Origin of the sequence: Rhizobacter sp. J219 (genome assembly GCF_024700055.1) — a bacterium.
Taxonomy (GTDB): Bacteria; Pseudomonadota; Gammaproteobacteria; order Burkholderiales; family Burkholderiaceae_C; genus Rhizobacter.
Genome location: NZ_JAJOND010000001.1, coordinates 1,742,830 through 1,768,619, shown reverse-complemented (window position 1 = coordinate 1,768,619; position 25,790 = coordinate 1,742,830). Strand labels below are relative to the sequence as shown.

Annotated in this window: 25 protein-coding genes; 19 read left to right on the top strand and 6 right to left on the bottom strand. The window is 67.4% G+C overall.

Going from position 1 to position 25,790, the window contains the following annotated elements; genetic code table 11:
- Position 1 precedes the first annotated feature (1 nt).
- Genes ccmI through ccmE form a run of 5 tightly spaced genes read right to left on the bottom strand, consistent with a single transcriptional unit; the run spans position 2 to position 4,664 of the window.
- Positions 2-1,237, bottom strand: coding sequence for a c-type cytochrome biogenesis protein CcmI (ccmI, locus tag LRS03_RS08030; protein ID WP_257824871.1), 1,236 nt, complete (start codon positions 1,235-1,237; stop codon positions 2-4).
- Positions 1,237-1,725, bottom strand: a complete 489-nt coding sequence (locus tag LRS03_RS08025; protein ID WP_257824870.1) for a cytochrome c-type biogenesis protein — start codon at positions 1,723-1,725, stop codon at positions 1,237-1,239. Before LRS03_RS08025 ends, ccmI begins: the two co-directional genes overlap by 1 nt.
- Positions 1,722-2,249, bottom strand: a complete 528-nt coding sequence (locus tag LRS03_RS08020) for a DsbE family thiol:disulfide interchange protein (RefSeq protein ID WP_257824869.1) — start codon at positions 2,247-2,249, stop codon at positions 1,722-1,724. The genes LRS03_RS08025 and LRS03_RS08020 overlap by 4 nt, the downstream gene beginning before the upstream one ends.
- Entirely contained in the window at positions 2,246-4,189 is a 1,944-nt protein-coding gene (locus LRS03_RS08015; RefSeq protein ID WP_257824868.1) for a heme lyase CcmF/NrfE family subunit, read from the bottom strand. The genes LRS03_RS08020 and LRS03_RS08015 overlap by 4 nt, the downstream gene beginning before the upstream one ends.
- 31 nt (positions 4,190-4,220) lie before the next feature.
- Positions 4,221-4,664 carry a cytochrome c maturation protein CcmE gene (gene ccmE / locus LRS03_RS08010; RefSeq protein WP_257824867.1) on the bottom strand — a complete coding sequence of 148 codons (444 nt, stop codon included), beginning with the start codon at positions 4,662-4,664 and terminating at the stop codon, positions 4,221-4,223.
- 337 nt (positions 4,665-5,001) lie between these two features.
- On the opposite strand from ccmE, the gene LRS03_RS08005 reads away from it, so the two are divergent.
- The 18 genes from LRS03_RS08005 (at position 5,002) to LRS03_RS07920 (ending at position 22,444) form a co-directional block, all read left to right on the top strand.
- Positions 5,002-6,009 (top strand): FAD:protein FMN transferase, encoded by a 1,008-nt coding sequence (locus LRS03_RS08005; protein WP_257824866.1) that lies wholly within the window; start codon positions 5,002-5,004, stop codon positions 6,007-6,009.
- 43 nt (positions 6,010-6,052) lie between these two features.
- Positions 6,053-9,067: an HzsA-related protein gene (locus LRS03_RS08000; protein WP_257824865.1), complete on the top strand. Its 3,015-nt coding sequence runs from the start codon at positions 6,053-6,055 to the stop codon at positions 9,065-9,067.
- Positions 9,061-9,702 carry a hypothetical protein gene (locus LRS03_RS07995; RefSeq protein WP_257824864.1) on the top strand — a complete coding sequence of 214 codons (642 nt, stop codon included), beginning with the start codon at positions 9,061-9,063 and terminating at the stop codon, positions 9,700-9,702. The genes LRS03_RS08000 and LRS03_RS07995 overlap by 7 nt, the downstream gene beginning before the upstream one ends.
- On the top strand, positions 9,699-10,466 hold the full coding sequence (locus tag LRS03_RS07990; protein WP_257824863.1) for an SH3 domain-containing protein: 768 nt from the start codon (positions 9,699-9,701) through the stop codon (positions 10,464-10,466). Before LRS03_RS07995 ends, LRS03_RS07990 begins: the two co-directional genes overlap by 4 nt.
- 23 nt (positions 10,467-10,489) lie before the next feature.
- Positions 10,490-11,155: an outer membrane beta-barrel domain-containing protein gene (locus LRS03_RS07985; RefSeq protein ID WP_257824862.1), complete on the top strand. Its 666-nt coding sequence runs from the start codon at positions 10,490-10,492 to the stop codon at positions 11,153-11,155.
- A gap of 12 nt (positions 11,156-11,167) precedes the next feature.
- Positions 11,168-11,683, top strand: coding sequence for a TlpA family protein disulfide reductase (locus tag LRS03_RS07980; RefSeq protein ID WP_257824861.1), 516 nt, complete (start codon positions 11,168-11,170; stop codon positions 11,681-11,683).
- Positions 11,683-11,925, top strand: coding sequence for a DUF4266 domain-containing protein (locus LRS03_RS07975; RefSeq protein ID WP_257824860.1), 243 nt, complete (start codon positions 11,683-11,685; stop codon positions 11,923-11,925). Before LRS03_RS07980 ends, LRS03_RS07975 begins: the two co-directional genes overlap by 1 nt.
- Positions 11,912-13,090 (top strand): DUF3570 domain-containing protein, encoded by a 1,179-nt coding sequence (locus tag LRS03_RS07970; protein ID WP_257824859.1) that lies wholly within the window; start codon positions 11,912-11,914, stop codon positions 13,088-13,090. Before LRS03_RS07975 ends, LRS03_RS07970 begins: the two co-directional genes overlap by 14 nt.
- A gap of 17 nt (positions 13,091-13,107) precedes the next feature.
- Positions 13,108-13,719, top strand: coding sequence for an AraC family transcriptional regulator (locus LRS03_RS07965; RefSeq protein ID WP_257824858.1), 612 nt, complete (start codon positions 13,108-13,110; stop codon positions 13,717-13,719).
- Between the two features lie 35 nt (positions 13,720-13,754).
- Complete coding sequence (locus LRS03_RS07960; protein ID WP_257824857.1) at positions 13,755-15,689, top strand: tetratricopeptide repeat protein; 1,935 nt, start codon at positions 13,755-13,757, stop codon at positions 15,687-15,689.
- Positions 15,676-16,524, top strand: coding sequence for a tetratricopeptide repeat protein (locus tag LRS03_RS07955; protein ID WP_257824856.1), 849 nt, complete (start codon positions 15,676-15,678; stop codon positions 16,522-16,524). The genes LRS03_RS07960 and LRS03_RS07955 overlap by 14 nt, the downstream gene beginning before the upstream one ends.
- The gene (locus LRS03_RS07950) at positions 16,521-18,488 is read left to right on the top strand and encodes a tetratricopeptide repeat protein (protein ID WP_257824855.1); all 1,968 of its coding nucleotides are present in this window, start codon (positions 16,521-16,523) and stop codon (positions 18,486-18,488) included. The genes LRS03_RS07955 and LRS03_RS07950 overlap by 4 nt, the downstream gene beginning before the upstream one ends.
- A gap of 169 nt (positions 18,489-18,657) precedes the next feature.
- Positions 18,658-19,311: a tetratricopeptide repeat protein gene (locus LRS03_RS07945; protein ID WP_257824854.1), complete on the top strand. Its 654-nt coding sequence runs from the start codon at positions 18,658-18,660 to the stop codon at positions 19,309-19,311.
- On the top strand, positions 19,308-19,631 hold the full coding sequence (locus tag LRS03_RS07940) for a hypothetical protein (RefSeq protein ID WP_257824853.1): 324 nt from the start codon (positions 19,308-19,310) through the stop codon (positions 19,629-19,631). The genes LRS03_RS07945 and LRS03_RS07940 overlap by 4 nt, the downstream gene beginning before the upstream one ends.
- A gap of 40 nt (positions 19,632-19,671) precedes the next feature.
- A complete protein-coding gene (locus LRS03_RS07935) occupies positions 19,672-20,328 on the top strand; it encodes a MotA/TolQ/ExbB proton channel family protein (protein ID WP_257824852.1) in 657 nt (218 codons plus the stop codon).
- A 33-nt stretch (positions 20,329-20,361) separates the two neighbouring features.
- Positions 20,362-20,865 carry an ExbD/TolR family protein gene (locus LRS03_RS07930; RefSeq protein ID WP_257824851.1) on the top strand — a complete coding sequence of 168 codons (504 nt, stop codon included), beginning with the start codon at positions 20,362-20,364 and terminating at the stop codon, positions 20,863-20,865.
- 11 nt (positions 20,866-20,876) lie between these two features.
- Positions 20,877-21,362, top strand: coding sequence for an ExbD/TolR family protein (locus LRS03_RS07925; protein WP_257824850.1), 486 nt, complete (start codon positions 20,877-20,879; stop codon positions 21,360-21,362).
- A gap of 2 nt (positions 21,363-21,364) precedes the next feature.
- Positions 21,365-22,444: an AgmX/PglI C-terminal domain-containing protein gene (locus LRS03_RS07920; RefSeq protein ID WP_257824849.1), complete on the top strand. Its 1,080-nt coding sequence runs from the start codon at positions 21,365-21,367 to the stop codon at positions 22,442-22,444.
- A gap of 3 nt (positions 22,445-22,447) precedes the next feature.
- Here the strand turns inward: LRS03_RS07920 and LRS03_RS07915 are convergent, their stop codons facing one another.
- Complete coding sequence (locus tag LRS03_RS07915) at positions 22,448-24,124, bottom strand: isovaleryl-CoA dehydrogenase (RefSeq protein WP_257824848.1); 1,677 nt, start codon at positions 24,122-24,124, stop codon at positions 22,448-22,450.
- Positions 24,125-24,236: 112 nt separating this feature from the next.
- Here LRS03_RS07915 and LRS03_RS07910 point away from each other — a divergent pair, with 112 nt between their 5' ends.
- The gene (locus tag LRS03_RS07910; RefSeq protein WP_257824847.1) at positions 24,237-25,568 is read left to right on the top strand and encodes an esterase-like activity of phytase family protein; all 1,332 of its coding nucleotides are present in this window, start codon (positions 24,237-24,239) and stop codon (positions 25,566-25,568) included.
- Positions 25,569-25,790: the final 222 nt, after the last annotated feature.

The following is a 25,790-nucleotide window of genomic DNA, read 5'->3' as shown; positions in this document are numbered from 1 at the left end:
CTCACGGCCGCACCTGGTCGATGAGCACGTCGACGCCGGCCGCACCCGGCTTCACCGTGGCGCTCGCGCCGATGAGATCGCCCGACTGCGGCGTCGCGTTGCCGCTGCGCGAGACACGCGCTTCGATGCGCACTTCGCTGGCGCCGGAGAGCTTCGCCTCGGGGCTCATGGCCATGCTGTCGTCGAGCTTGAAGCTGAACGGCAGGGCCGACACCTGCGTGCGCTGTACCGCCAGCGGCAGGCGCGAGCCTTGCGGGTTGCGGGCGAAGATGAAGACGGTGTCGCCCGGTTGGACCTTGGCCGCAAGCGTGGGGGAGAGGCTCACGCGGCCGCTCACGCTGGTGCCTGCCGCGGCGGCGGTGCTCGGTTTGGCCGGCGTGGTGGTCGCAGTGGGCGCCGCCGGCTTGGCACCGCCGGCACCGGCCATCTGCTCGCGCGTCTTGGCGATGGCGTCGGTGAGCCAGCGTGCGTCGTCGGTATCGGGCGGCAGGATCCGCAGCAGCTGTTCCCAGCGCGCGATCGCCTGGGCGAAGTCGTTGCGGTTGTAGGCCGCGGTCGCGGCGAGCGAGAGCGCCATCGGGTTCTCGGGCTCGAGCTTCAGCGCCTGGTTCAGCACCTCCATCGGCTTGCCGTCGAAGTTGCCCATCGCGCGGGTGGCGAGCACGTCGGCGTATTCAGCGAGCAGCGTGGCGTTTTCCTGCAGGACCGGGCCGATGCGGTTGAACGCGGCTTCGGCCTCGGGCAGGCGGCCCATCGCGCGGTAGCTGCGCGCCAGCACGACGAAGCCGCGCGGGTCGGGGTTCTTCTCCATGCGCGCGGCCAGGTCCGCGACCATCTTCTCGACGTTCTGCTGCGTCGGCGCCTGCGTGACGAGCGGGTCGAGCGCGGCCGGCGTGCCGAGCCAGCCGTAAAGCCCGGCGGCGCCGAGCGGGATCACGAGCACGAGCAGCCACGAGGTGCGCTTCATGCCGGCGCTTGCGGCGGCCGGAGTGTCGGTCGCCGACACGTCGTCGATTAGGCGGCGCTGCAGTTCGGCGCGGGCCTGGGCGTGGTCTTCGGCGCTGATCGTGCCGGCGGCGAGATCGCGGTCGAGTTCGGCGAGCTGGTCGCGGTAGACGCCGGCGTTGACCTCGCCCGTGCTGCCGGTGGTGGTTTTGGGGCTGCGGTTCCACGGGCGCAGCAGCACCACCAGGGTGGCCACGACCAGCACGGCCGCGGCCAGGACGAATCCGCCCATCAAGAGTCTCCCTTTTGCGAGGCCAGCGGCTCGCGCTTGTCATTGAGCAGGGCCTCGGCCCTGCGTTGTTCTTCGGGGGTGAGGACCGCCTCGGCGGGTTTGCGGCGGCGCAGGAAGGCGATCAGCGCCGCCAAGCCGCCCAGCATCAGCACGAAGGGCCCGCCCCACAGCAGCCAGGTCGTCGGTTTGACGGGCGGACGGTAGAGCACGAAATCGCCGTAGCGGCTGACCAGGAAGTCGCGGATCTCCTGGTCGGTCTTGCCTTGTTTGATGAGGGTGCGGATCTCGCGCTTGAGGTCGAGCGCCAGGTCGGCGCGCGAGCCGGCAAGCGATTCGTTCTGGCAGACCAGGCAGCGCAACTCTTCGCTGATGTGCACCAGGCGCGCTTCGACCGCCGGGTCTTCTGCGAGCGGGGCAGCGTCCTTGGCGGGCAGGGCGCCTGCAGCCAGCGCCAGCGAGAGCGCCACGAAAAAGTGTCTGGCGCTCATTTCTGCAGCTCTTCGATGAGGGGCAGGATCTTCTTCTGCAGCACCTCGGGGGTGACGGGGCCGATCTGCTTGAAGCGGATCACGCCGGCCTTGTCGATCACGTAGGTCTCGGGCACGCCGTAGACGCCGTAGTCGATGCCCACGCGGCCATCGGCGTCGACCGCCGACAGCTCGTACGGGTCGCCGTGGCGAGCGAGCCAGGCGAGCGCCTCGGGGCGCTGGTCCTTGTAGTCGAGGCCGACGATCGGGGCGATCTTGCGCTTGGCGAGGTCGACCAGCACCGGGTGCTCGATGCGACACGACACGCACCAAGACGCCCACACGTTGAGCAGCCAGACCTTGCCGGCCATGTCTTTCGGGCTGAAGCTGCCTTCCTTGTGCAGCTGCGGCAGGGTGAAGGCCGGTGCGGGCTTGCCGACCAGTGGCGAGGGCACCTCGCGCGGGTCGCGGTTGAGGCCGATCGCGAGAAAGACCGCCAGCACCATGAAGAGCGCCAGCGGGATCAGCAGGTAGCGCTTCTTCATGCGGGCGCCCCCTGCACCGCCACGGCACTCTTCTGCTTGAGGCGATAGCGCCGGTCGGCCGCGGCGATGCCGCCGCCCAGAGCCATCAGCAGGCAGCCGCCCCAGATCCAGGTGACGAAGGGCTTGTAGTAGACGCGCACGCTCCACGCCACACCCTGCGGGTCAAGCGCTTCGCCGAGCGAGACGTACAGGTCGCGCGTGAAGCCGGTGTCGATAGCGGTCTCGGTCATGGGCATCTGCGAGGAGAAGTAGTTGCGCTTCTCGGGGTGCAGATGGCGCAGCACCACCTGGTCTTTCAGCAAGGCCACGTCGCCGCGCATGGCGGTGTAGTTGGGGCCTTCGACCTGGCGCACGCCGTCGAGGCGGAAGGTGTAGCCGCCCATCTCGACGGTGTCGCCCATCACCATGCGCACGTCCTTCTCGACTTCGTAGCCCTTGACCATCGTCACGCCGACCACGAACACCGCCATGCCGAGGTGCGCGATGTGCATGCCCCAGAACGACCGCGGCGGCCAGCCCGAGCGCAGCCGCTCGCGGATCTGGAAGGCGGTGCTGGCGAAGATCCACACCGCGAGCAGCAGGCCCAGCGCGACCAGCGGGCTCCACTGCCCCACGAGGAAGGGCAGGCCGATGCCGGCGACGACGGCGATCACCGCGGCCAGGCGCAGGCGCTGGGCCATCTCGCGTGCGTCGGCGTGCTTCCAGCGGGCGAGCGGCCCGATCGCCATCAGGAAGAGCAGCGGCAGCATGATCGGCACGAAGACCGAGTTGAAGTAGGGTGGGCCGACCGAGAGCTTGCCCATGCCGAGCGCATCGATCAGCAGCGGGTAGAGCGTGCCCAGCAGCACCGAGCCGCAGGCCACCGCCAGCAGCACGTTGTTGACCAGGAGCAGCGTCTCGCGCGAGAAGAGGGCGAAGGCCCCGCCCATGCTGACCTTGGCCGCACGCCACGCGAAGAGCGTGAGCGAACCGCCGATCACGATCACCAGGAACGCAAGGATGAAGACACCGCGCTTGGGGTCGGTGGCGAAGGCGTGCACCGAGGTCAAGACGCCGGAGCGCACGAGGAAGGTGCCCAGCAGCGACAGCGAGAAAGCGGCGATGGCGAGCAGCACCGTCCAGTTCTTGAAGCTGCCGCGCTTTTCGGTGACGGCCAGCGAGTGGATCAGCGCCGTGCCGATCAGCCAGGGCATGAAGGAGGCGTTTTCCACCGGGTCCCAGAACCACCAGCCTCCCCAGCCCAGCTCGTAATAGGCCCAGTACGAGCCGAGCGCGATGCCGAGGGTCATGAAGACCCAGGCGACGTTGGTCCAGGGGCGCGACCAGCGGGCCCAGGCGGCGTCGAGCCGGCCGGCGAGCAGTGCGGCGATGGCGAACGCGAAGGCCACCGAGAAGCCCACGTAGCCCATGTAGAGCATCGGCGGGTGCACCACGAGGCCGGGGTCCTGGAGCAGCGGGTTGAGGTCGGCGCCGTCGCGAGCCGCGGGGAGTTGGCGGTCGAACGGGTTGGAGGTCAGCAGCATGAAGAGCAGGAACCCGATCGACACCAGCCCCAGCACCCCCAGCACTCGCGCCACCATCGCCTGCGGCAGCTGGCGCGACAGCAGGCTCACCGCACACGACCAGCCGGTCAGCATCAGCAGCCACAGCAGCAGCGAGCCTTCGTGGCCGCCCCAGACGGCTGCGGCGCGGTAGGCGGTCGGCAGCTTGGAGTTGGAGTGCTGCGCCACGTACTTCACCGAGAAGTCGTTGGCGATGAAGGCATACATCAGGCAGCCGAACGCAAACGCGACGAGCAGGAACTGCGTCTGCGCCGCGGGGCGGGCGATGGCCGTCCAGCCTGCATGGCCGCGGTGCGCGCCGACGATCGGCAGCACCCCTTGGACCAGCGCCACCAGCAGCGCCAGGATGAGGGCCAGATGGCCGAGTTCTGGGGTCATGGGGTTTGTCTCTCTCTTGTGTTGCCGGTGGCTATTTCTTGTCGACGGTCTTGGCCGCCTTGTGCGCCTGGTCGACCGCGTGCTGGGCCTCCGGCGGCATGTAGTTCTCGTCGTGCTTGGCGAGCACCTCGGTGGCCTGGAACTCGCCGCTGGCGTTGAGCTTGCCTTGCACCACGGCGCCTTTGCCCTCCTTGAAGAGGTCGGGGAGGATGCCGGTGTAGGTGACGCGCACGTCCTTCGCGGTGTCGGTGACGACGAAGTGCACCGTCATCTGGTCACGCTGGATGCTGCCCTCGCGCACCATGCCGCCGACGCGGAAGGCGCGGCCCTTCGGCGCCTCACCGGCAGCGACCTGGGTCGGCGTGAAGAAGAACGCGACGTTGCTCTGCAGGGCGTTGAGCACGAGGCCCGTGGCGACGCCGAGGCCGGCGAGTGCACCCACGATGATCGCAATGCGCTTGTGTCGAGGTTTCATGTGAGCAGGGGCTCGCGTTGGGGTTGAGGCCTGGCGGATGACGCCAGTGGCCAAGGGCGGATTATCTGCGCAGCCTGAGTGCACTTCCGTTGCGCGCAAGTTCCGTTCTTGTAGCAAGCGCGCATACACCAAAGGCCACTCCGTATCTTCTGCGACCGTATGTAAGCCTGCTCACGTTTGCCAACTATTGACGTTATTTTTTCGCTTCTCAGGGTCGATGATCCGGCCGACGACAAAGAGGGCATCGGGTGCGCAGATCGCACTCCGAAGCCTGAGACAAGAACCCGGAGCGCATCTTGACCCGTATCAGCAACCGTTCGGAGCGACTGGAGTAGCCATGCTGTTCGGCGCCTCCAAGCCCATCGCGAAGGCAGCGGCCACCCTCGGCCGCGCCTGGGGGCGTTCACACGCACAGGGCGAGTGGATGAGCCGTGAAGAAGCGATCATGGGCACCGCCGTGCGTGTGGAGCTGTGGGCCCCCGAGCGTGAGCAGGGCGAAGCGGCGATGGCCGGGGTGATGGCCGAGATGCATCGCATCGATCGCACCATGAGCCCGCACAAATCGGACTCCGAACTGTCGGTCATCAACCGCGAGGCCGCACGCCATGCCGTGCCACTGAGCGCCGAGATGGCGCGTCTCGTGTCGCGGGCCATCGACTTCTCCAAGCTGTCCGATGGCGCGTTCGATATCACCTACGCCGGCGTCGGCCAGCTCTACGACTACCGCGCCGGCATCAGGCCGAGCGACGAGGCGGTGGCCGCCGCCCGGCCGACCGTCGGCTGGCGCCACCTCATCCTCGACCGCGAGCAGCGCACGCTGCGCTTCGCCCGCGAGGGTGTGCGCATCGACCTCGGCGGCTTCGCCAAGGGCCATGCGGTCGACAACAGCGTGGCCATCCTGCGCCGCATGGGCATCACCAACGCCTCGGTCGCGGCCGGTGGCGACAGCTATGTGATGGGTGACCGCGGGGGTCGCCCCTGGAGCATCGGCATCCGTGATCCGCGCCGCGACAGCGGGGTGGTGGCGGTGCTGCCGCTGGAAGACACCTCGATCTCGACCTCGGGCGACTACGAACGCTTCTTCATGGAAGACGGCGTGCGCCATCACCACCTGCTCGACCCGCGCACCGGCCGTTCGCCGCATGCGCTGCGCAGCGTGACGATCCTCGCGGCCGACGGGTTGACCAGCGAGGCGCTGTCGAAGTGCCTGTTCGTGATGGGTTTGGAAGCCGGCATGCGACTCGTCGAGTCGCAGCCGGGTGTGGATGCGGTGGTGGTCGACGCCGAAGGGGCGCTGCACTACTCGTCGGGGTTGCGGGACGGTGCGGCTGCACCTGCCCAGTGACCTGCAAGCGTTGAAGATAACTCGGACTCAATAGGAGGTGAACATGAAAGAAGTCCTGACGAGCAAGCATGCGCTGGCATGCGTCGCCGTGTGTGCGAGCGTGCTGCTCGCCGGTTGCGGCAGCGGCAGCAGCAGCACAGACTCCGGCGACACCGTTACGGTCAACGGCGACGTGCCTGTGGCCTACACGCAGCGCTCCACGAGCCTGAGCATGAACCCGACCGACGGCGCGCCGTTCGCGCCGGGCGGTGACCTGATCATCCGCGAGAAGTCTTCCGCGAGCGCGCAATCGCACAACGTCACCGCCTCCATCACCCAAGGCCAGGGCGACGTCTCGGACCCCGAGGTCTCGTACGACGGCAAGAAGATTGTTTTCGCGCTGCGCTGCCCTACCTCCAACACCTCCCAGATCAACGGCGCGGCCGCCTGTACCGGCCGCTGGAACATCTGGGAATACGACATGACCAACGGGCTGGCCAACGGCACGCTGCGTCGCATCACCAGTTCGACCACCGACGACGACGCCGACCCGTACTACCTGCCGGGCGGCGCGGGCTTCGTGTTTTCGTCCAACCGGCAAACGAAGGCTCGCCCCAACCAGGCGCTCGGCCAAGCCTACAAGGCGCTCGACGAATACGAGCGCGAGGCGGTGATGAACCTGCACACGATGGATGCCAACGGCGGCAACATCCAGCAGATCTCGTTCAACCAGAGCCACGACCGCAACCCGGTGGTGCGCCCCAACGGTGACATCATGTTCTCGCGCTGGGAGCACGTGGGCGACCGCAACCGCTTCGCGGTGTTCCGCTCCAAGCCCGACGGCACCGACATGTTCGTGTTGTACGGCGCTCAAAGCCCGGGCAACAGCTTCCTGCATCCGCGCGACATGGACCCGAACGGCCAGTACCGCGGCTACATCTCGAGCTCGCTGATGCCGCTGTCGCGCACCCAGGAGGGTGGCGCGCTGATGGTGATCGACGCCTACAACTACTCTGAAAACAACACCCGCGCGTTCGTGACCGCATCTGCCACGGGCGGGCAGCGCCAAGTGACCGCCCAGACGCTCAACGACGGCATGGGCCTGTCGCTGTTCGGCCGCGTGACGACGCCGTACCCGTTGTGGGATGGCACCAACCGCATCCTGGTCGCCTACCGTCCTTGTGAAGTCACCCGCAACGGCCAGGTGGTGCCTTGTGCCACGCTGACCGACGCCGAGCGCACCCGTCTGGCCAGCCGCAACCGCCTCGCCGCCGACATCGCCGCCGACAACGTGCGCGACAACGCCCCGGCGGCCTACGGCATCTACATGTACAACCCGGCCAACCAGACTTGGCTGATGGTGGCTGCCCCGCCGGCGGGCTTCATGCACACCGACCCGATCGCCATCCAGGCGCGCGCCGAGCCCAACGCCACCCCGCCGGTCGCTGTCGACGCCACGCTGGCCGCACAGAACATGGCGCTGATCGAAGTGCGCAGCGTCTATGACACCGACGGCCTGGGCCGCATGAGCGAAATGATGCTCACCGACGCTGACCGCCCCGCCGGTTGCGCTCGTGGCATCGCGATGACCACGCCGCCGCACGAGGAGAGCGAGACCCGCACCTCCGTCGCCGACATCAACGCCATCAAGGACCCGGCCAACCCGGCCTACCACTGCACCCCGGTGCGCTTCGTGCGTGCCATGCGCGCCGTGGCGCCGCCGCAGGGCATGACCGGCCTGCGCAGCTCGATCGGCGAGACCGAGTTCGAGCAGCAGCAGATCCTCGGTTATGCACCGGTGGAGCCCGATGGATCGTTCAAACTGCACGTGCCGGCCGACACGCCGCTCGCCCTGTCCATCATTGACAGCAAGGGCCGCGCGATCCAGACGCACACCAACTGGATTCAAGTGCGCCCTGGCGAGCGCCGCACCTGCGACGGCTGCCACAGCCCGCGCCGTGGCGCTTCGCTGAACTCCGGTGTCGTGGTCAACACCATGCCGGCGGCGCTCGTCGCGGCCCTGGCCTCCGACCACCAGACCGGTGAGACGATGGCCTCGACCCGCACCCGTCAGACGCCGGCCGCGCTGGCCCTGCAGGCCAACCTGGAGTTCACCGACGTGTGGGCCGACACCGCCCAGAGCGGCATCGTGGCCCGTGCGCCGATCCAGATCCGCTACACCGGCAATGCCAACCCGGCGGACGACCTGCAGACCCCGGCCCCGGCCACGACGGGCACGCACCGCGGCATCATCAACTACCCCGAGCACATCGCCCCGCTGTGGACGCGTGCCCGTGGTCCGGCGGGTGCCCACACCTGCACCAACTGCCACAGCGATGCCGCCGTGCTCGACCTGCGCGGCACCACCTCCGGCACCGGTCGCATGACCTCGTACGAAGAGCTCGTGGTGGGCGACCCGATCATCGACCAGGCTACCGGCCTGCCGCAGATCGTCATCCGCGACGGCGAGCCGATGATCGAGCGCGGCGCGGCGCTGGTGGAAACCAGCTCCAGCGCGGCCAACTCGGCCGGCGGCACCCGCAAGAGCCGCCTGGGCGAGATCCTCTTCGGCGAAAACTTGCTCGCAGGCGCCGCTGCCCGCACCGCCCACCCGAACCCGCCCGGCACCGCCCCGAACCACGCTGCCCTGCTCAACAAGGCCGAGCTGCGCCTCGTGACGGAATGGATGGACCTCGGCGGCCAGTACTACAACGACCCGTTCAACCCGAACGGCAGCGTGCGCGCCGTCACCGGCCTGTCGGAGGCGACCTTCGCCACCACTGTGCAGCCGATCCTGCGCCGGACCTGCGCCGCTTCGTGCCACCAGGCCGGCAACATCGACCCGGCCGTGCCCGGCGGTCTGACGTTCCGCGGCAACCGCTTCGTGCTGACCGGTAGCACCGAGGGCGATTTCGGTGTGACACTCTCGATGATTTCCAACACCTGCGATGCGGCGTCGAACTACCTGCTGAGCCGGCCGTCGAGCAACCCGCACCCTGCGGGCGGCACGGCGCCTGTCCTCCCGGTGGGCAGCCCCGACTACCAGACGATCGCGACCTGGATCGCCACCGGATGCTGACAAAGGAAAAGCGTGTATTTCGCCAGCGAGTCCCGAGCCTGCGCTGCGCGCAGGCAAGCGTGGATCACCCCCCGCGCCTCGTGCGCGCGGGCCTGGCTGCGGCGCTGATCGCCCTGGTGGCGGGTTGCGGCGGCGGGACGCCGCTTGGCAACCCGCCCGACATCCCGAACGGAGGTGGTGGCACAGGGGGGCGCCAGCTTTCCTTTGCCTACTTCCAGCGCTGCATCAACCCGATATTCCTTGCGTCCCTTCCCATCATTGGCTCCAATCCGCCGGTCACCAACACCTGTGGGGGAGCGGGCTGCCATGACGATGCCAACGGCGCGGGCGGCGCATTCCGGGTGCGGCCCTCAGCAGCGCCCGTCAGCCTGCTAAGCACGGCCGACGTCATCCGCGCCAGCGACATGTACAAGAACTACTACTCCGCGCAAGGCGAAGTGACCTTCAATTCCGTGCCGCTCAGCCGGCTCATCACGAAGCCGCTGGTCCGCGGCGTGCTGCATGGTGGCGGCCAGATCTTCGCGAACGACCTGGACCCGAACGTGCAGAAGCTCCTGTACTGGATGACCAACCCCATCCCCGTGGGGCAGGACGAACTCACCACCGACTTGCCTGGCGGCCCGACCTGTCCATGAAGGTGCTGCGCCTCGTTCGAAGCGCGGCCTGCGCGTGCGTGCTGGGCGTGGCCGGAGTGGCCGCAACAGGTGCGGCCCATGCGGCCGATGCCCCCCGCGAGCGCCTTACGGTCGCCGACCCCTACCTCGAAGTGCACACCGGCCCGGGCCGGGGCTACCCGGTGTTCCACGTGGTCGAGCGTGCCGACTGGGTCGAGATCGAGCTGCGCCGCACCGACTGGTTCAAGATCCGCACGTCCGACGGCAAGGTGGGCTGGGTGGTGCGCCAGCAACTGGAGCGCACGTTGACGGAAGCGGGTGGCCAGAAGACCTTCCGCGACGTGGCGCTCGACGACTACCTCAAGCGCAAGCTCGAAATGGGTGCCGGCTACGGCCGCTTCAAGAAGGAGCCGATGCTCAAACTGTGGATGGGCTATCGCCTGTCCGACACCATGACGCTCGAAGGCACGATCGGCCAGGTGCAGGGCGTCTTCTCGGGCACCGACCTGTGGCACTTCAACCTCAACACCGAACCCTGGTCGCACAAGCGCTGGTCACCGTACTTCGGCATCGGTGTCGGCAAGTTCAAGAACATCCCGAACCAGAGCCTGGTGGGTGCGCAGCTCACCAACGTGAACCTCGCCAACGGCACGATCGGCCTGCGCTACTACCTGACCGAGCGCTTCGTCGTGCGAGCCGACTACACCTTCTACACCGCCTTCCTCAGCGAGACACGCTACGGTGAGTACCGCGCGGTGACCGCCGGGCTGTCGTTCTTCTTCTGATCGGTCTCATTGCGCACGCCATCATGCCCACGACCCACACGCTGATCATCTCCTCGCTTCTGTCCGCCGCCGCCTTGTGTGCGCCGCTGCATGTGTTTGCTGCCGACGAGAAAGACAAGGAGAACAAGCCCGCCAACGAGCAGGTCATCGTGCCGCAGGTCGACCGGCGCAACGTCAAGGTGCCCAAGTTCCCCTCGAAGGACTTCGAACTTGGCCTCTTCACCGGAACCTACGCCACCGAGAGCTTCGGCTCCAGCTCCGTGAGCGGCGTACGCCTGGGCTATCACATCACCGAGGACTTCTTCGTCGAGGGCGCCTACGGGCGCACCAAGGTCAGCGACGAGAACTACCGGCAGATCCTCCCCGGCGGCATCTTCCCCAGTGGTTCGGAGACGTTGACCTACTACAACGTGTCGATCGGCTGGAACGCGCTGCCCGGCGAGATCTTCATCTGGCGCAACACGGCCAAGGCGTCGGCGCTGTACCTCATCGCGGGCATCGGCAACACCAAGTTCCTCGAGCAGCGCAAGCAGACGATCAACTACGGCGTCGGCTCGCGCGTGCTCTTCGCCGACTGGTTTGCGTTGCAGATCGACGTGCGCGACCACATGTTCACCTACGACCTGCTGGGGCGCCGCAAGAGCACCCACAACCCCGAGTTCACCCTCGGCGCGACCTTCTTCTTTTGACAGGTGCTTTTCATGACCTCCACTTTCCTTCGCATCGTGCCTTCGACCCTGCTGGGTTCTCTGCTGCTGGCGGCTGCCGGCTGGGCGAACGCCGCCGTCACCGTCGGCTCGAACGCCCCCGACTTCACCCTGCGCACGCTGAACGGCCCCAACATGCGCCTGCAGGAGCAGCGCGGCAAGGTCGTGCTGGTGAACTTCTGGGCCACCTGGTGCGGCCCTTGCCGCAAGGAGATGCCGCACCTGAACCGCATCTCCGACAAGTACAAGTCGGCCGGCCTCGTGCTGCTGGGTGTGAACATCGACGAAGACGTGCGCAACGCCGCCGAGGTGGCCGGCAAGCTGAAGGTGAGCTTCCCGGTGCTGCTCGACACCGACAAGGCCGTGAGCAAGCTGTACGACCTGAACAGCATGCCGTCCACCATGGTGATCGACCGCAGCGGAAAGGTTCGCTTCCTGCACCGCGGCTACCAGGACGGCTACGAAGACACCTACGACCAGCAGATCCGCGAACTGCTGAAGGAAAGATGATGCGCCGCCTGACGTCCCTGTGCCTGCGCGGGCTCGCGGCGGCAGCCATCGCCAGCCTGCTGGGCGCCTGCGGCAGCATCGAGCCCTGGGTCAAGCCGTACGAGCGCGAGCGCCTCGCCTCGCCATTGCTGCAGTTCACCCGCGATGGCCTGTCGGCCAAGCACTTCGAGCATGTGCGCGAGGTGCGCGAGGGCGGGCGCGGCGCGACCGGCGTGCAAGGAGGCGGCTGTGGCTGCAACTGACGGCCGGGCCGTGCTCGTCGCCATCGCCCGTTCGCTCGGGGCCGTGCTGCGTCGTGGCTTGGCGGCGCTGCGCCGTCAGCCGGGCTCGGCGGTTCAGGCCGCCGGCCTCTTGGGTGGCGCGCTGGCAAGCGGCGTGGCCGGTGCTGCGCCCACGCTGCCGGCCGACCGCGCCGACGCCATGCTCCACGTCTACGAAGGCGGCGGCCTCAAGGCCTATGGCCCGGCCTTCCTGGTGCGCAAGAAGCTCGGCGAGAACCTCTCGCTCTCGGCCAACTACTACGTCGACATCGTGAGCAACGCCTCGATCGACGTCGTCACCACCGCGAGCCCCTACAAGGAAACGCGCAACGAATACATCATCGGCGCCGACTACGTGGTGCGCGATGCCACCCTCTCGGTCAGCACCTCGCACAGCAAGGAGCCCGACTACGTGGCCGATGCGACGAGCGTCGACGTGGCCCAGGAGGTGTTCGGCGGCATGACCACGATCGCCCTCGGCTTCACCCGTGCCGAAGACCAGGTCGGACGCAAGAACGATGGCTTTTTCGACCATGCCATGCACTGGCGCTACCGCCTGGGCCTGACGCAGATCCTGAGCCCGTCCTGGCTGGCCAGCATCAACTGGGAGGCCGTGGCCGACGACGGTTTCCTCGGCAGCCCCTACCGGGTGGCCCGAGCCTTCGGTGCCGCCGTGCCCGAGCGCAACCCGCGCACGCGCTCCAGCCGCGCGATCAAGTTCCGCGTGCTGGGCGAGGTCAAGCCCGGCCATGCCACACGTGCCGAGTACCGCTACTTCTGGGACAACTGGGCCATCAAGGCCCACACCTTCGAGCTGGGCTACAGCCGCCAGATCGGCGACCCGTGGCTGGTCGACTGGTACGGCCGCTACTACACGCAGAGCAAGGCGCTCTTCTACAGCGACAACGCGAGTTCCACCACGACCTACCTGTCGCGCAACCGCCAGCTGTCCACCTTCAAAAGCCTGAGCCTGGGCGCCAAGATGGCCTATACCCTGAAGCACGTGCCCGGCAGCTACGACCTGAAGCTCAACGTCGCGGTCGAGCGCATCAGCTTCAAGTTCGCCGACTTCACCGACATCCGCTCCGGCCAGGCCTACAAGCACGACGCCAACGTGGTGCAAGTCTTCCTGTCGGCCAACTTCTGATTGACGAGAGTCCGTCCATGAATTTCATCTCCTGCTGCAAACGCCTCGCCGCGATGCTGCTGCTGGCCGGCTCGGCGTCGTGGGCCCAGACGCCTGCGCCCGCCGCTGCTGCCAGTGCGCCCACCGTCGCCGCTGCCCCGATGGCGGCCTCGGCACCGGCTGCCGCTGCGTCGGCCGCCTCCGCTGCAGGCCTCGACACCCGCGTGCAGGAAGCCAAGGCCGACGTCATCAAGCTCAACCGCGACCTGCTGGTGCTCGAAGAGGAGCTGCTCTTCCCGGCCAACACCCAGGTGGCGGTGTTCGTGTCGATGGACGTGGGCAAGCTCTTCGAACTGGAGTCGGTGCAGATCAAGCTCGACGAGAAGGTCGTCGCCAACTACCTCTACACCCCGGCCGAGGTGAAGGCCCTTCACCGCGGCGGCGTGCAGCGCCTCTACCTCGGCAACCTCAAGACCGGCACGCACGAGATCGTGGCGCTCTTCACCGGCGGCGGCCCGCACTTCCGCGACTACAAGCGCGGTGCCACCGTCAAATTCGACAAGGGCACCGAGCCCAAGTACATCGAGCTGCAGATCAAGGACTCGCAGGGCAAATTGCAGCCGGAGTTCCAGGTCAAGGTCTGGCAATAAATCGCATCGCGTCCCTGATTCCTTTTCCTGACCTCATGGCCTCTCGACTGACCTCGGCAGTGAAGCTCAAGCCGACACTGAAACGGCTTGGCGTGGCGGTGGCCATTGCCGTGGCGGCCTCAGGCGCGCTCGCGGCCGGCAAGAAGGTGGAACGCAAGGTGCAGGACCCGCACTACGGCGACACCCTGTTCCACTTCTACCAGGAGCACTACTTCACCGCGATCACCGGCCTGATGGTGTCGCAGCACTTCGAGCGCGTGCAAAAGCATGCCGACGAAGCCGAGCTGCTGCGCGGCGGCATGCTGCTGTCGTATGGCATGCATCGCGAGGCCGGCGAGATCTTTACCCGGCTGATCGAGAAGGGCGCCGAACCGCCGGTGCGCGACCGCGCCTGGTACTTCCTCGCCAAGATCCGCTACCAGCGCGGTTTCCACGCCGACGCGGCCGACGCGCTCTCACGCATCGAGAAGAACCTGCCGCCCGAGCTGGAAGAAGACCGCGTGCTCGTCAAAGCCAACGTGCTGATGGCCCTGGGCGACTACGCCGGTGCCGCGGCCGCGCTCAACAGCGTGCCAGGCATCGAGAAAGAGATCTCCGAAGGCACGACGAGCGCCCACCTCTATGCCCGCTACAACCTCGGCGTGGCGATGGTGCGCAACGGCGATGCCGCCAAAGGGGCTGCCTTGCTCGACCAGATCGGCAAGGCCCCGACACCGCCGCAGGCCACCGAAGAGTTCAGGAGCCTGCGCGACAAGGCCAACGTGGCGCTGGGCCTCGCCTCCCTGCAGGCGGACAAGCCCGAAGCGGCCGGCCCCTTCCTGGAGCGTGTGCGCCTGAACGGCCCGCAGTCCAACAAGGCGCTGCTCGGTTTCGGCTGGGCCTCGGCCTCGATCAAGAACCACAAGCAGGCTCTCGTGCCCTGGACCGAACTCGCCGACCGCGACGCGAGCGATGCGGCTGTGCTCGAAGCCAGCATTGCGCTGCCCTATGCCTATGGCCAGCTCGGTGCCTTCGGCCAGGCGCTCGACCGCTACAACGCCGCCATCGATCTGTTCGAGCGCGAGAACAAGGGCCTCGACGAGTCGATCGCCGCCATCCGCTCGGGCAAGCTGGTCGAGGGCCTGCTCGACGAGAACCCGGGTGAAGAGATGGGCTGGTTCTGGACCATCCGCTCGCTGCCGCAGATGCCGCACGCCGGCCACCTGACGCAGGTGCTGTCGCAGCACGACTTCCAGGAAGCCTTCAAGAACTACCGTGACCTGCTGTTCCTCACGCGCAACCTGCAGCGCTGGAAAGACAACCTGGGCGTGTTCAACGACATGCTCGACAACCGCCGCAAGGCCTACGCCGACCGCCTGCCCGTCGTATTGGCCAAGGCGAGCCAGAGCGGTCTGAAAGACATGGCCCTGCGTGCTGCGGGGCTGGCGGCCGAGCTGGCCGAAGCCGAGGCGCGGGGCGATGGCGAGGCCTTTGCCAGCGCCCGGGAACGCGAACTGATCGAGCTGATCGAGGGTGTGAAGGCCGAGCTGCAGAAGGCCGGCAACGACCCCGAGAGTGCGGCAGCCCGCGAGCGCCTGCGCCTGGCCTCCGGTGCGATGGTGTGGCGTCTGGCGCAGGCCTACCCCCAGCGCGCCTACGAAACCAGCCGCGACCTGCAGACACTCGACGCCGGCGTGGCCGAAGCGCAGGGGCGCGAGGCCCGGCTGGCACAGGCCCAGCGCGATGAGCCGGCCAAGTTCGACCGTTTCGGCGAGCGCATTGCCGAGCTGGGCAAGCGTGTCGACGTGCTGATCCCGCAGGTGGTGGCGCTGAGCCAGGAACAGCAGGCGGCCCTGCAGGAGTTGGCCGTGGCCGAACTCGTGCGCCAGAAGGAGCGCCTGGCCGCCTACGGCGTGCAGGCGCGCTTCGCGGTGGCGCAGTTGTACGACCGGGCCACCAAGGCCAAGGAAGGCGGCGATGCAGCCAAGTAAGCTTGCCGCCATTCCTGTTGCCGTGGCCTTGGCGTGCCTGCTGGCCGGCTGCGCCGGCAAGCGCAGCAGCCGCGAACCCGAGCCGCCCACGCTCAAGAGCCTGGCCGGCCGCCAGATCGACGTGCAGGCCGACCCGGTGGCGAGCGTTCCCGAAGAGAAGGCCATCGCCGCGTATCGCAAGTTCCTCGAAGTCGCGCCCAACGCGCCGCAGCGCAATGAAGCGATGCGCCGCCTCGGCGACCTGGAGATGGACACCGCCGACAACAAGCTCGCCAGCGGCGACGGCACCGCCAACCCGGACTACAAGGCCGCGATCGCGCGCTACCAGGAGTACCTGAAGGCGTTCCCCAACGACCCGGCCAACGACCGCGTCTACTACCAGATCGCCCGTGCCTACGAGCAGGGCGGCGAGCTGGAAAACGCGCTCAAGACGCTCGACACGCTGGTCGCGCAGTACCCCAAGACGCCGTTCCTCGAAGAAGCCCAGTTCCGCCGCGGCGAAATGCTGTTCAGCCTGCGCGAGTACAACAAGGCCGAGAAGGCCTACGCCACAGTGCTCACCGGCAACCGGCAGGGCAACTTCCACGAGCGTGCGCTGTACATGCACGGCTGGTCGCTCTTCAAGCAGAGCCAGGTGGAAGACGCGCTCAAGTCCTTTTTCGGCGTGCTCGACCTCAAGGTCGCCAACCGCCCGGGTGGCGCCGAGCTTCGACAGCCTCGAAGGCCTGACGCGCGCCGACCGCGAACTGGTGGAAGACACCTTCCGGGTGGCCAGCCTGTCGCTCGCCAGCCTGAACGGCGCCGACTCCATTCCGAGCTACGTCACGACCGATGAGCGCAAGTCGTACGAGTTCCGCGTCTATCAGCAACTGGGCGAGTCTCTACATCAAGCAGGAGCGCACGAAAGACGCCGCCGATGCCTTCGGCGCATTTGCCAAGCGCCAGCCGCTGCACGCGCAGGCGCCGCAGCTGCAGGCCCGTGTGATCGACATCTATCAGAACGCCGGCTTCGCCACGCTCGCGATCGACGCGAAGAAGGACTACGTCTCCCGCTACGGCATGGAAGGCGAGTTCCGCAAGGCCAATCCCGAGGGCTGGGAGGCGGCACAGCCCCTGGTCAAGACGCACATGGCCGAACTGGCGCGTCACCACCACGCGCTGGCGCAGAAGAGCAAGGCCTCCGCCGACTACCAGGAGGCGGTGCGCTGGTACCGCGCCTATCTCGGCGCGTTCCCCAACGACCCGGATGCGGCGCAAAACAACTTCCTGCTGGCCGAACTGCTGCGTGAAGACAACCGCTTCCCCGAGGCGGCGGTCGAGTATGAGAAGACGGCCTACCAGTACCCCACGCACGAGCGCAGCGCCGATGCCGGCTACTCGGCCCTGCTGAGCTATGCGGCGCAAGAGAAGCGTGTGCAGGGCGCCGACTTGCAGGCGCTGCAGCGCACCGGCGTCGACAGCGCGCTTCGCTTCGCCAAGACCTTCCCCGCCGACGCACGCACGCCCACCGTGCTGACCAACACCGCCGAAAAACTCTTCGCCCTGCGCGACGAGCGTGCCGAGCCGGTGGCCGAGCAGGTGCTGGCGCTGCAACCTCCGGCGCCCGCCACGCAACGCCGCGTGGCGTGGACGGTCGTCGCCCACTCGGCCTTCGAGTCCAGCCGTTTCGACCGCGCCGAGCGGGCCTACCTTGAAGTGCTGGCGCTGACGCCCGAGAAGGAAGCGGGCCGCAACGAGCTGGTCGAGCGTGTGGCGGCCTCCGTCTACAAGCAGGGCGAGCAGGCGAGGGCGGCCGGCAAGCTGCGCGATGCCGTGGGCCATTTCAACCGCGTGGCCGTGGTCGCGCCGCAGTCGGCGGTGCGCGCCAACGCACAGTACGACGCCGCGGCAGCGCTGATCGCGCTGAAGGACTGGGACCTCGCCGCCAGCACGCTGGAAGACTTCCGCACCCGTTTCCCCAAACATCCGCTGCAGGCCGAGGTGGGCGGCAAGCTCGCGGTGGCCTACATGGAAAAAGGCCAGTGGAGCCGCGCCGCGAGCGAGTTCGAGCGCCTGGCCGCGAGCAGCACCGACGCGAAGGTCGCCCGAGCCGCGCTCTGGCAGGCCGCTGAGCTGCACGAGAAAGGCGGCGCGCGCACGCTTGCCGCCAAGACTTACGAGCGCTACCTGAAGCAGTACCCCGATCCGCTGGAAACGAGCATCGAGGCCCGCTGGCGCCTCGCGCAGATCGCCAAGAAAGACGGCGACGCGAAGCGCGAGATGGCGCTGATGAACGACATCTACCGTGCCGACCTGGCGGGCGGCAACGCCCGCACCAACCGCACCCGCTACCTGGGCGCGATGGCCTCGCTGGCCTTGGTGGAGCCCAGTTATGAGGCCTACAAGAAGATCCAGCTCGTGGAGCCACTGGCCAAGTCGCTCAAGCTCAAGAAGGCCAAGATGGACGAGGTCCTCAAGGCCTACAGCGCCGCGGCCAACTCCGGTGTGGCCGATGCGGCGACCGCGGCCACGTACCACATTGCCGCGATCTATCAAGACTTCAGCAAGGCCCTGCTGAACTCGCAGCGGCCGAAGAGGCTGTCGAAGCTGGAGCTGGAGCAGTACAACCTGATGCTCGAAGAGCAGGCCGACCCGTTCAACGAGAAGTCGACCGAGCTGCACGAGATCAACATCCGACGCACGGCCGACGGCATCTACGACGAGTGGGTGAAGAAGAGCTATACCGCGTTGAAGGAGTTGCGCCCGGTGCGTTATGGCAAGACCGAAAAGAGCGAGGCGATCGTCGATGCGATTCGTTGATAACGCCCACCCCCGGAGCGCCTCAGGCGCACCCCCTCAAGGGGGCGACGCTGGTGGACCGGCAAAGCCGGCTCCACGGCGTCCGCTCGGTTCGCTGCGCGCCTTGTCGGCGCTGGCGGGTCTGGCGATGGCGGGTTGCGCGCTGTTGTCAGAGCCTCAAGCCGAGCCGATGCCCGAGCCGGTAAGGCCGGCCGCCAGTGTGGCTGCGCGTGCCGCCAATGCCACGGTCAATGCCGCACCCGTGGCCGCTGCCGCATCGGCACCGGCTCCCAAACCCGTCGAACCTGAAGGCCCCGCCATCACGCCGGCCGCTCAGCGCGCCTTCGACGACGCCCGCCGCGCCATGCGCGCCGGCCGCATGGACGACGCCGAGCGTGGCTTCAAGGCGCTGATCCAGTTCCACCCCGAGCTGGGCGGCCCCTACGCCAACCTGGGCGTCATCTACCGCCAGGCCGGCAAGCTGCCCGAGTCGGCCGCTGCCCTGGAGCAGGCCACCAAGGCCAGCCCGCGCCAGCCGGTCTACTTCAACCAGCTGGGCATCACCTATCGCCTGCAGGGCCAGTTCGCCAAGGCGCGCGAAGCCTACGAGCGGGCCATCGACCTCGACGGCAACTACGCCGCCGCGGTGCTCAACCTGGGCGTGCTCTACGACCTCTATCTCTGGGACCCGAAGCGCGCCGCGGAGCACTACGATCGCTACCTCGCGATGTCTCCTGGGGGCGATGCCACCGTCACCAAGTGGCTGGCCGACCTCAAGAACCGCAAGCCCGCCACGGCCGCCGCTGCTGCAGCGCCTGCCGCGCCGCGCAAGGAGAAGGAATGACCACGCGCCTCTCAACGCTGGCCGCATTCGCGCTGGTTGTCTTGCCAGCCGCGCACGCGCAAGACCGTGCCGACATCGAAGGCACCAAGATCATCGGCAACCGCGAGCTGCCCAAGGTGCTTTACATCGTGCCGTGGAAGAAGCCCGTGCAGAGCGAGCTTTCGGGCAAGCCGCCGGCCAGCGTGCTCGACGAGGCGTTGGCGCCGGTCGATCGCGATGTGTTCCGCCGGCAGGTCCAGTACGACACCCAGATCCAGGCCGCGAAGGCGGCCGTGACTCCGGTCAATCCCAACGGGGCTGCGCCTACCGCAAAGCCCTGACCCTTCTTTTCACCTTGATCCGTTCCCACAGGAGACTTCCATGAGCGTCGTCGATTTTGCTGTCAAGTTCTTCCAGGACAGCGGTGTCGCCATCTACTTCAGCATCGCCATCATGGCGGTCGGCCTCGCGATCGCCATCGAGCGCTACGTGTTCCTGCAGCGTGCGCGCAGCGAGAACCGCAAGCTGTGGGCGAAGGTGCTGCCGATGTTGCAGAGCGGCCGCTTCAAGGAAGTGCACAGTGCCGCCTCGGGGTCTGATGCCGCCATCGGCAAGATCGTCGCCAATGGGCTCGAGCGCATGCAGAGCCCGGCCCGTCGCGAAGACATCGATGCCGCGATGGAGGAAGGCATGATGGAAATCGTGCCGCGCCTGGAAAAGCGCACCCACTACATCGCCACGCTCGCCAACGTGATCACGCTGGTGGGCCTCTTGGGCACCATCATCGGCCTGATCAAGGGCTTCACGGCCGTGGCCGCGGTGAACCCGGCCGAGAAGGCGGAGCTGCTGTCGGCCTCGATCTCGATCGCGATGAACAACACCGCCTTCGCGCTGTCGGTCGCCATCCCGTTCCTCCTGATCCACGCCTTCCTGCAGGCGCGCACCACCGAGATCGTCGACGGGCTGGAAGCCGCCAAGATCAGCTTCCTCAACGTGACGGGCCGCATCAAGGCCGAGCAGCAGGCCGCCGCACGCTGATCGAATCACCGTCTCTCCGCAAGAGGCCCCCACATGCCCATCCGACGCCCGCGCAAGCCCGTGGCGCACCTGGAAGTCACCGCGTTCATCAACGTGATCGTGGTGCTCGTGCCGTTCCTGCTGTCGACCGCGGTGTTCTCGCGCCTGGCGGTGCTCGAACTGTCGCTGCCGGCGAAGAACGCTCCCGGTGTGGAGCAGCTCAAGGTCAACGACCTCAAGCTCGAGATCGTGATCCGCCCCGATGCGCTGGAGGTCGGTGACCGCATCGGCGGCCTGATCCAGCGCGTGGGCAACACCCCGACCGGCTACGACCTCGTGGCGCTCTCGGCGCTCATGCAGCAGATCAAGGCGAAGTTCCCCGAGACCCGGGCCGCCAGCGTACTCGCCCAGCCCAACACCTCGTACGACGTGCTGGTGCAGGTGATGGACGCCGTGCGCGAAGCCAAGCCGGCCAATGCCGGGCCGAAGACGCCGAACATCGAGCTGTTCCCCGACATCTCCATCGGCGACGCGCCCATCAGCGCACCCAAGAAGTAGGAGGGCTGCCCATGAAAATGACCGGGATCGAAAAGCGCGCGGCACGGCTGGCGCGCAACCAGTCGGGCCTCGACATGAACCTCGTGGCCCTGATCGACATCTTCACCATCCTGATCTTCTTCCTGATGTCGAGCACCGGCATCGAGGTGCTGACCAATTCCAAGGCGGTGAAGCTGCCCGACTCCATCGCCGAGAAAGCGCCGCGCGAGACCATCGTGGTCGCGGTGAGCGACACCGACATCGTGGTCGACGGCCGCAGGGTCGCGAGCGTGGCCGAGGCCAACGCGATCCAGGGCGACCTGATCCCGGGCCTCAAGGCCGAGCTGGACATTCTCGCCAGCCGCCAGGTGGTGGGCGCCGACAAGGACGCCACCGCCAAGGCCATCACCATCATGGGCGACAAGAACATCCCCTACAGCCTCTTGCGCAAGGTGATGTACACCAGTGCCCGCGCGAACTTCTCCGAGATCGCGTTTGCCGTGAATAGGAAAACCTGATCATGGCTGCTCTAGCCGCAATCACTTTCCGTCCCCACGTGCTGGCCTGGGCCGGCGTACCCGAGGACGACAAGCGCTACCGCCGCATCCTGAACGTGGTGCTGGCGATCACGGCGCTGATCTGCCTCTTCCTGCTGCTGATGCCCACGCCGAAGGAAGACCGCGCCAAGCCCGCGGAGCTGCCGCCGCGCATTGCCAAGCTGATGATCGAGCAGAAGGAGACCCCGCCTCCGCCCAAGCCCAAGGCGCCCGATGTGGCGACCAAGGAGCAGCCCGAACTCAAGCCCGGCACGCCGGAGCCGGTGAAGCCCGAGCCTCAGAAGAAGGCGGCGCCGGTGCCCGAGGCGCGCCAGCCGCAACCGAACCGTCCGCCGGGTGAGATCGAAGGCGCACGCCGCAAGGCGGCTGGCGTCGGCCTGCTGGCGATGAAGGACACGCTCAACCAGATGCACAGCGCGCCGACCGCCGTCCAGCTCAACCCCAATATCAAGCAAGGCCCCGGCGTGGGTGCCGGCGTGGGCGTGGGCGTGGGAGCCGGCACCGACCAGGGCACACCCGACCGCGCGATGATCACCTCGAACGCGACCGGCGGCAGCGGCGGCATCAACACCGCCGGCTACAGCCGCAACACCGGCGGTGGCGGCCTCGCCGGCCGCGGCACCACGCTGGTGGAAGGTGTGGCCGGTGGTGGTGGCGGCGGCGGCTTCGGTGGTGGTGGCCGTGGTGGCACCGGCGCCGGCTCGGGGCAGGGTGGAGGTGGCGGCACGCTGCAAAAGGGCGCCGGCAGCAAGGCCTCGCGCTCGATCGAAGACCTGCGGCTCGTGTTCGAGCGCAACAAGGGCGCGATCTACGCCATCTACAACCGCGCGCTGCGCGACGAGCCCACGCTGCAAGGCAAGGTGGTGTTCAAGCTCACGATCGCGCCGTCGGGTGAAGTGACCGATCTCAAGATCGAATCCAGCGAACTCAAGAACCCCGAACTCGAGCGCAAGCTGCTGGCGCGCATCAAGCAGTTCGACTTCGGCGCCAAGCCGGTCGACACGCTGATCGCCACCTACCCGTTCGACTTCCTGCCGTCGTAGCGCTCAGGCGCGTGGCGTGGCGCGGTCGATGATGGCCGCGCAATCCACGCCGGTCGGCAGCGTGCCGTACTGCGCGGCACCTTGCTGTCCGAGGCGTGCGGCACAAAACGCATCGGCCACGAAGGCCGGTGCATGCTGCACCAAGAGCGCCGCCTGCAGCGCGAGCGCCATGCGATCGACCAGGCCACGGGCGCGGTACTCCAGCGCGTCGAGCTTGCCGAGTTCGCCCTTCAGCGCGCCCACCCACTGATCGAGGCGCGCGTTGCCACCCCGAGCACGCTGCACTTCGTCGAAGAAGGCCTGTACCACCGCCGGCGTCTTCTGCATGGCGCGCAGCACGTCGAGGCACTGCACGTTACCGCTGCCTTCCCAGATCGCATTGACCGGCGACTCGCGGAAGAGCCGCGGGAAGGGGCTGTCTTCCATCACGCCGCTGCCGCCGATGCATTCCATCGCCTCGTAGGCATGCTGCGGGGTGCGCTTGCAGATCCAGTATTTGCCGACGGCCGTGCACAGGCGGCTGAGCAGGTCTTCGTGCGGGTCGTCGCGGTGGTCCATGGCTCGGGCCAGCCGCATCGTGAGCGCGAGCGAGCCTTCTGATTCGAGCGCCAGGTCGGCCAGCACGTTCTGCATCAGCGGCTGGCGGTTGAGCACTGCGCCGAACGCCGAACGGATCGAGCAGTGGTGCAGGGCCTGGGCGACGGCCGCACGCTGGCCCGCCGACGATCCGATCATGCAGTCGAAGCGCGTCATCGACACCATCTCGATGATGGTGCGCACGCCTCGCCCGGGCTCGCCCACCATCCACGCGAGCGCACCGCGCAGCTCGGTCTCGCTCGACGCGTTCGACACGTTGCCCATCTTGCGCTTGAGGCGTAGCACCTGGAGCGGGTTCTTCGTGCCGTCGGGTCGCCAGCGCGGCATGAGGAAGCACGACAGGCCGGCGGGCGTCTGTGCCAGCACGAGGAAGGCATCGCACATCGGCGCCGAGACGAAGTACTTGTGGCCGACGAGTTCATACGCTTCGCCTGGGCCTTCGATACCGATGGCGTGGGCCTGCGTCGTGTTCGCCCGCACGTCGGAGCCGCCTTGCTTCTCGGTCATCGCCATGCCGATGGTGAGCCCGGCCTTCTGCGTGTGCGGCAGGTTACGCGGGTCGTAGCTGCGCGAGGTGATGCGTGGCTCCCACCACTGCGCGAGCGCCGGCGTCGTGCGAAGCGACGGGATGGAGGCAAACGTCATCGTGATCGGGCAGCCGTGCCCGGCCTCCACCTGCGAGTGCATGTAGAAGCGCGCGGCGCGGGCCACGTGTGCGCCTTCGCGCGGGTCGGCCCAGGGCGAGGCGTGCAGGCCATGCTCGATCGAGGTCTTCATCAGCGCGTGGTACGCCGGATGAAACTTCACCAGGTCGACGCGGTGGCCGAAGCGGTCGTGCGTGTCGAGTTCGGGCGGGTGCTTGTTGGCCAGGGCGCCGAGTTCGAGGTGCTCGGCCGTGCCGATCAGGTCTCCGAAGACCGCGAGATCGTCGTGGGCCCAGGCCGCGCCTTCGCGGGCGGTGGCGTCGATGAGCGCCCGGTCCTGCAGATAGAGGTTGTAGTTCGCCAGTTCGTGCGAGACGTTGAAGACCTCGTGCGTGCTGGCGAGCTGCGATGGGGTGAAGGTGGGGTGGGGCGCGTTCATCGTGTGTCTCCTCGATGGCCCGGCAAGCGGCCCGGATGTTGTAGCACGCCCGTCATGTGCCTGACATCGGGCTTCGCGACGATCGCGCGGTTTTCATTCCACCCCTACGTCCATGCGCCAATTCCTTGTATTGCCCATCGTGCTGGCATCGCTTCTTGCCGCCGGCTCCGCCCATGCGCAGGTGCTGACCGGCTTTGCCCGCATGCCGGCCGCGACCTTTGCCGACGGCCCGACCTCCGGCCAGTTCGCCTCGCCCAACGCCTACGGCACCAACCTGCCGCCTTTCGTCAACCGCCAGCCGGTGCAGGGGTTCTCGGGTGTGCTGCAAGGGCCGAAGAAGAACGTCTTCCACTTCCTCGTCGACAACGGATTTGGCGCGCAGAACAACTCGGCCGATGCGCTGCTGCGTTCCTACACGCTCGGCATCGAGTGGCGCACGATGAAGGGCGGGGCCGGGCGCGTGCATCCAGCCGATTGGCACAACGGTCACCCGCGCGGCAGCTTCGATGCCTCGACACGCCTGGAACTCAACGATGCGAACCGCCGGCTCACGATTCCCATCCAGGCCGACTACCTGAATCACTACAACAACGCATCCCACCCGACCGTGGCGTCGGTGATCCGCGCCAGGCGGCTCTTGACCGGAGCCGATTTCGACATCGAATCCATCCGCCGTGATCACCGCGGTAACTTCTGGTTCGGCGACGAGTTCGGCCCCTACCTCGTGAAGACCGATTCGCGCGGCACGGTGCTGCGTGCAGAGATCCCTCTGCCGGGCGTCTATGCACCCGCCCACAAAGACGTCGTCGCCGGCCGCGCCACCGCCAACCTGCCGGCCTCGGGCGGCTTCGAGGGCATGGCCATCAACAAGAGCGGCACTCGCCTCTACACGCTGCTGGAGCGCACCGTCACCGGCGACCCGGCCGGCACGCTCCGCATCGACGAGTTCGACGTCGACCGCGAGGTCTACACCGGCCGGCGCTTCTTCTACCCGCTCGACGCGGTCGGCACGGCCATCGGAGACATGGTGGCCATCGACGACCGCCGCTTCCTCGTGCTCGAGCGCAACGGCAACACCGCGACGTCGCCCAACCCCGTGCCCTTCAAGAAGGTCTACCTGATCGACCTCGAAGAGGTGGCCGATGGCGGCGCGGCGCGCAAGCTGGAGCTGGTCGACCTGATGAAGCTCGCCGACCCGCACGACTTGAACGGCGACGGCAGCACGGTCTTCACCTTCCCGTACACCACGATCGAGAACGTGCTGATCCTCGACGCGCGCACGCTGCTCGTTGTCAACGACAACAACTTCCCGTACGGCGGCGGGCGCGAGCTGGCGTCCGACAACACCGAGTTCCTGCGCATTCGGCTCCCGGTGTCGCTGGTGGCAGACGAAGACGACAAGGACGAGCGCCGCCACCGCGGACATGACCGCGACGACGATTGAACGATTGCGTCCGACGCAAGACCACAAAACGAAAGGGCCCTGCATCGCTGCAGGGCCCTTGTTTTTTCTGGCTCCTCGACCTGGGCTCGAACCAGGGACCTACGGATTAACAGACCATTTCCGGACACCCGTGGGCGCCAATTTACACCTAGTGACGCCAACAGCCTCCGCCGGAGTAGAGCGTGGTCTTCGACCGCTTCAGACTGATCTGAGCCAGTCGAA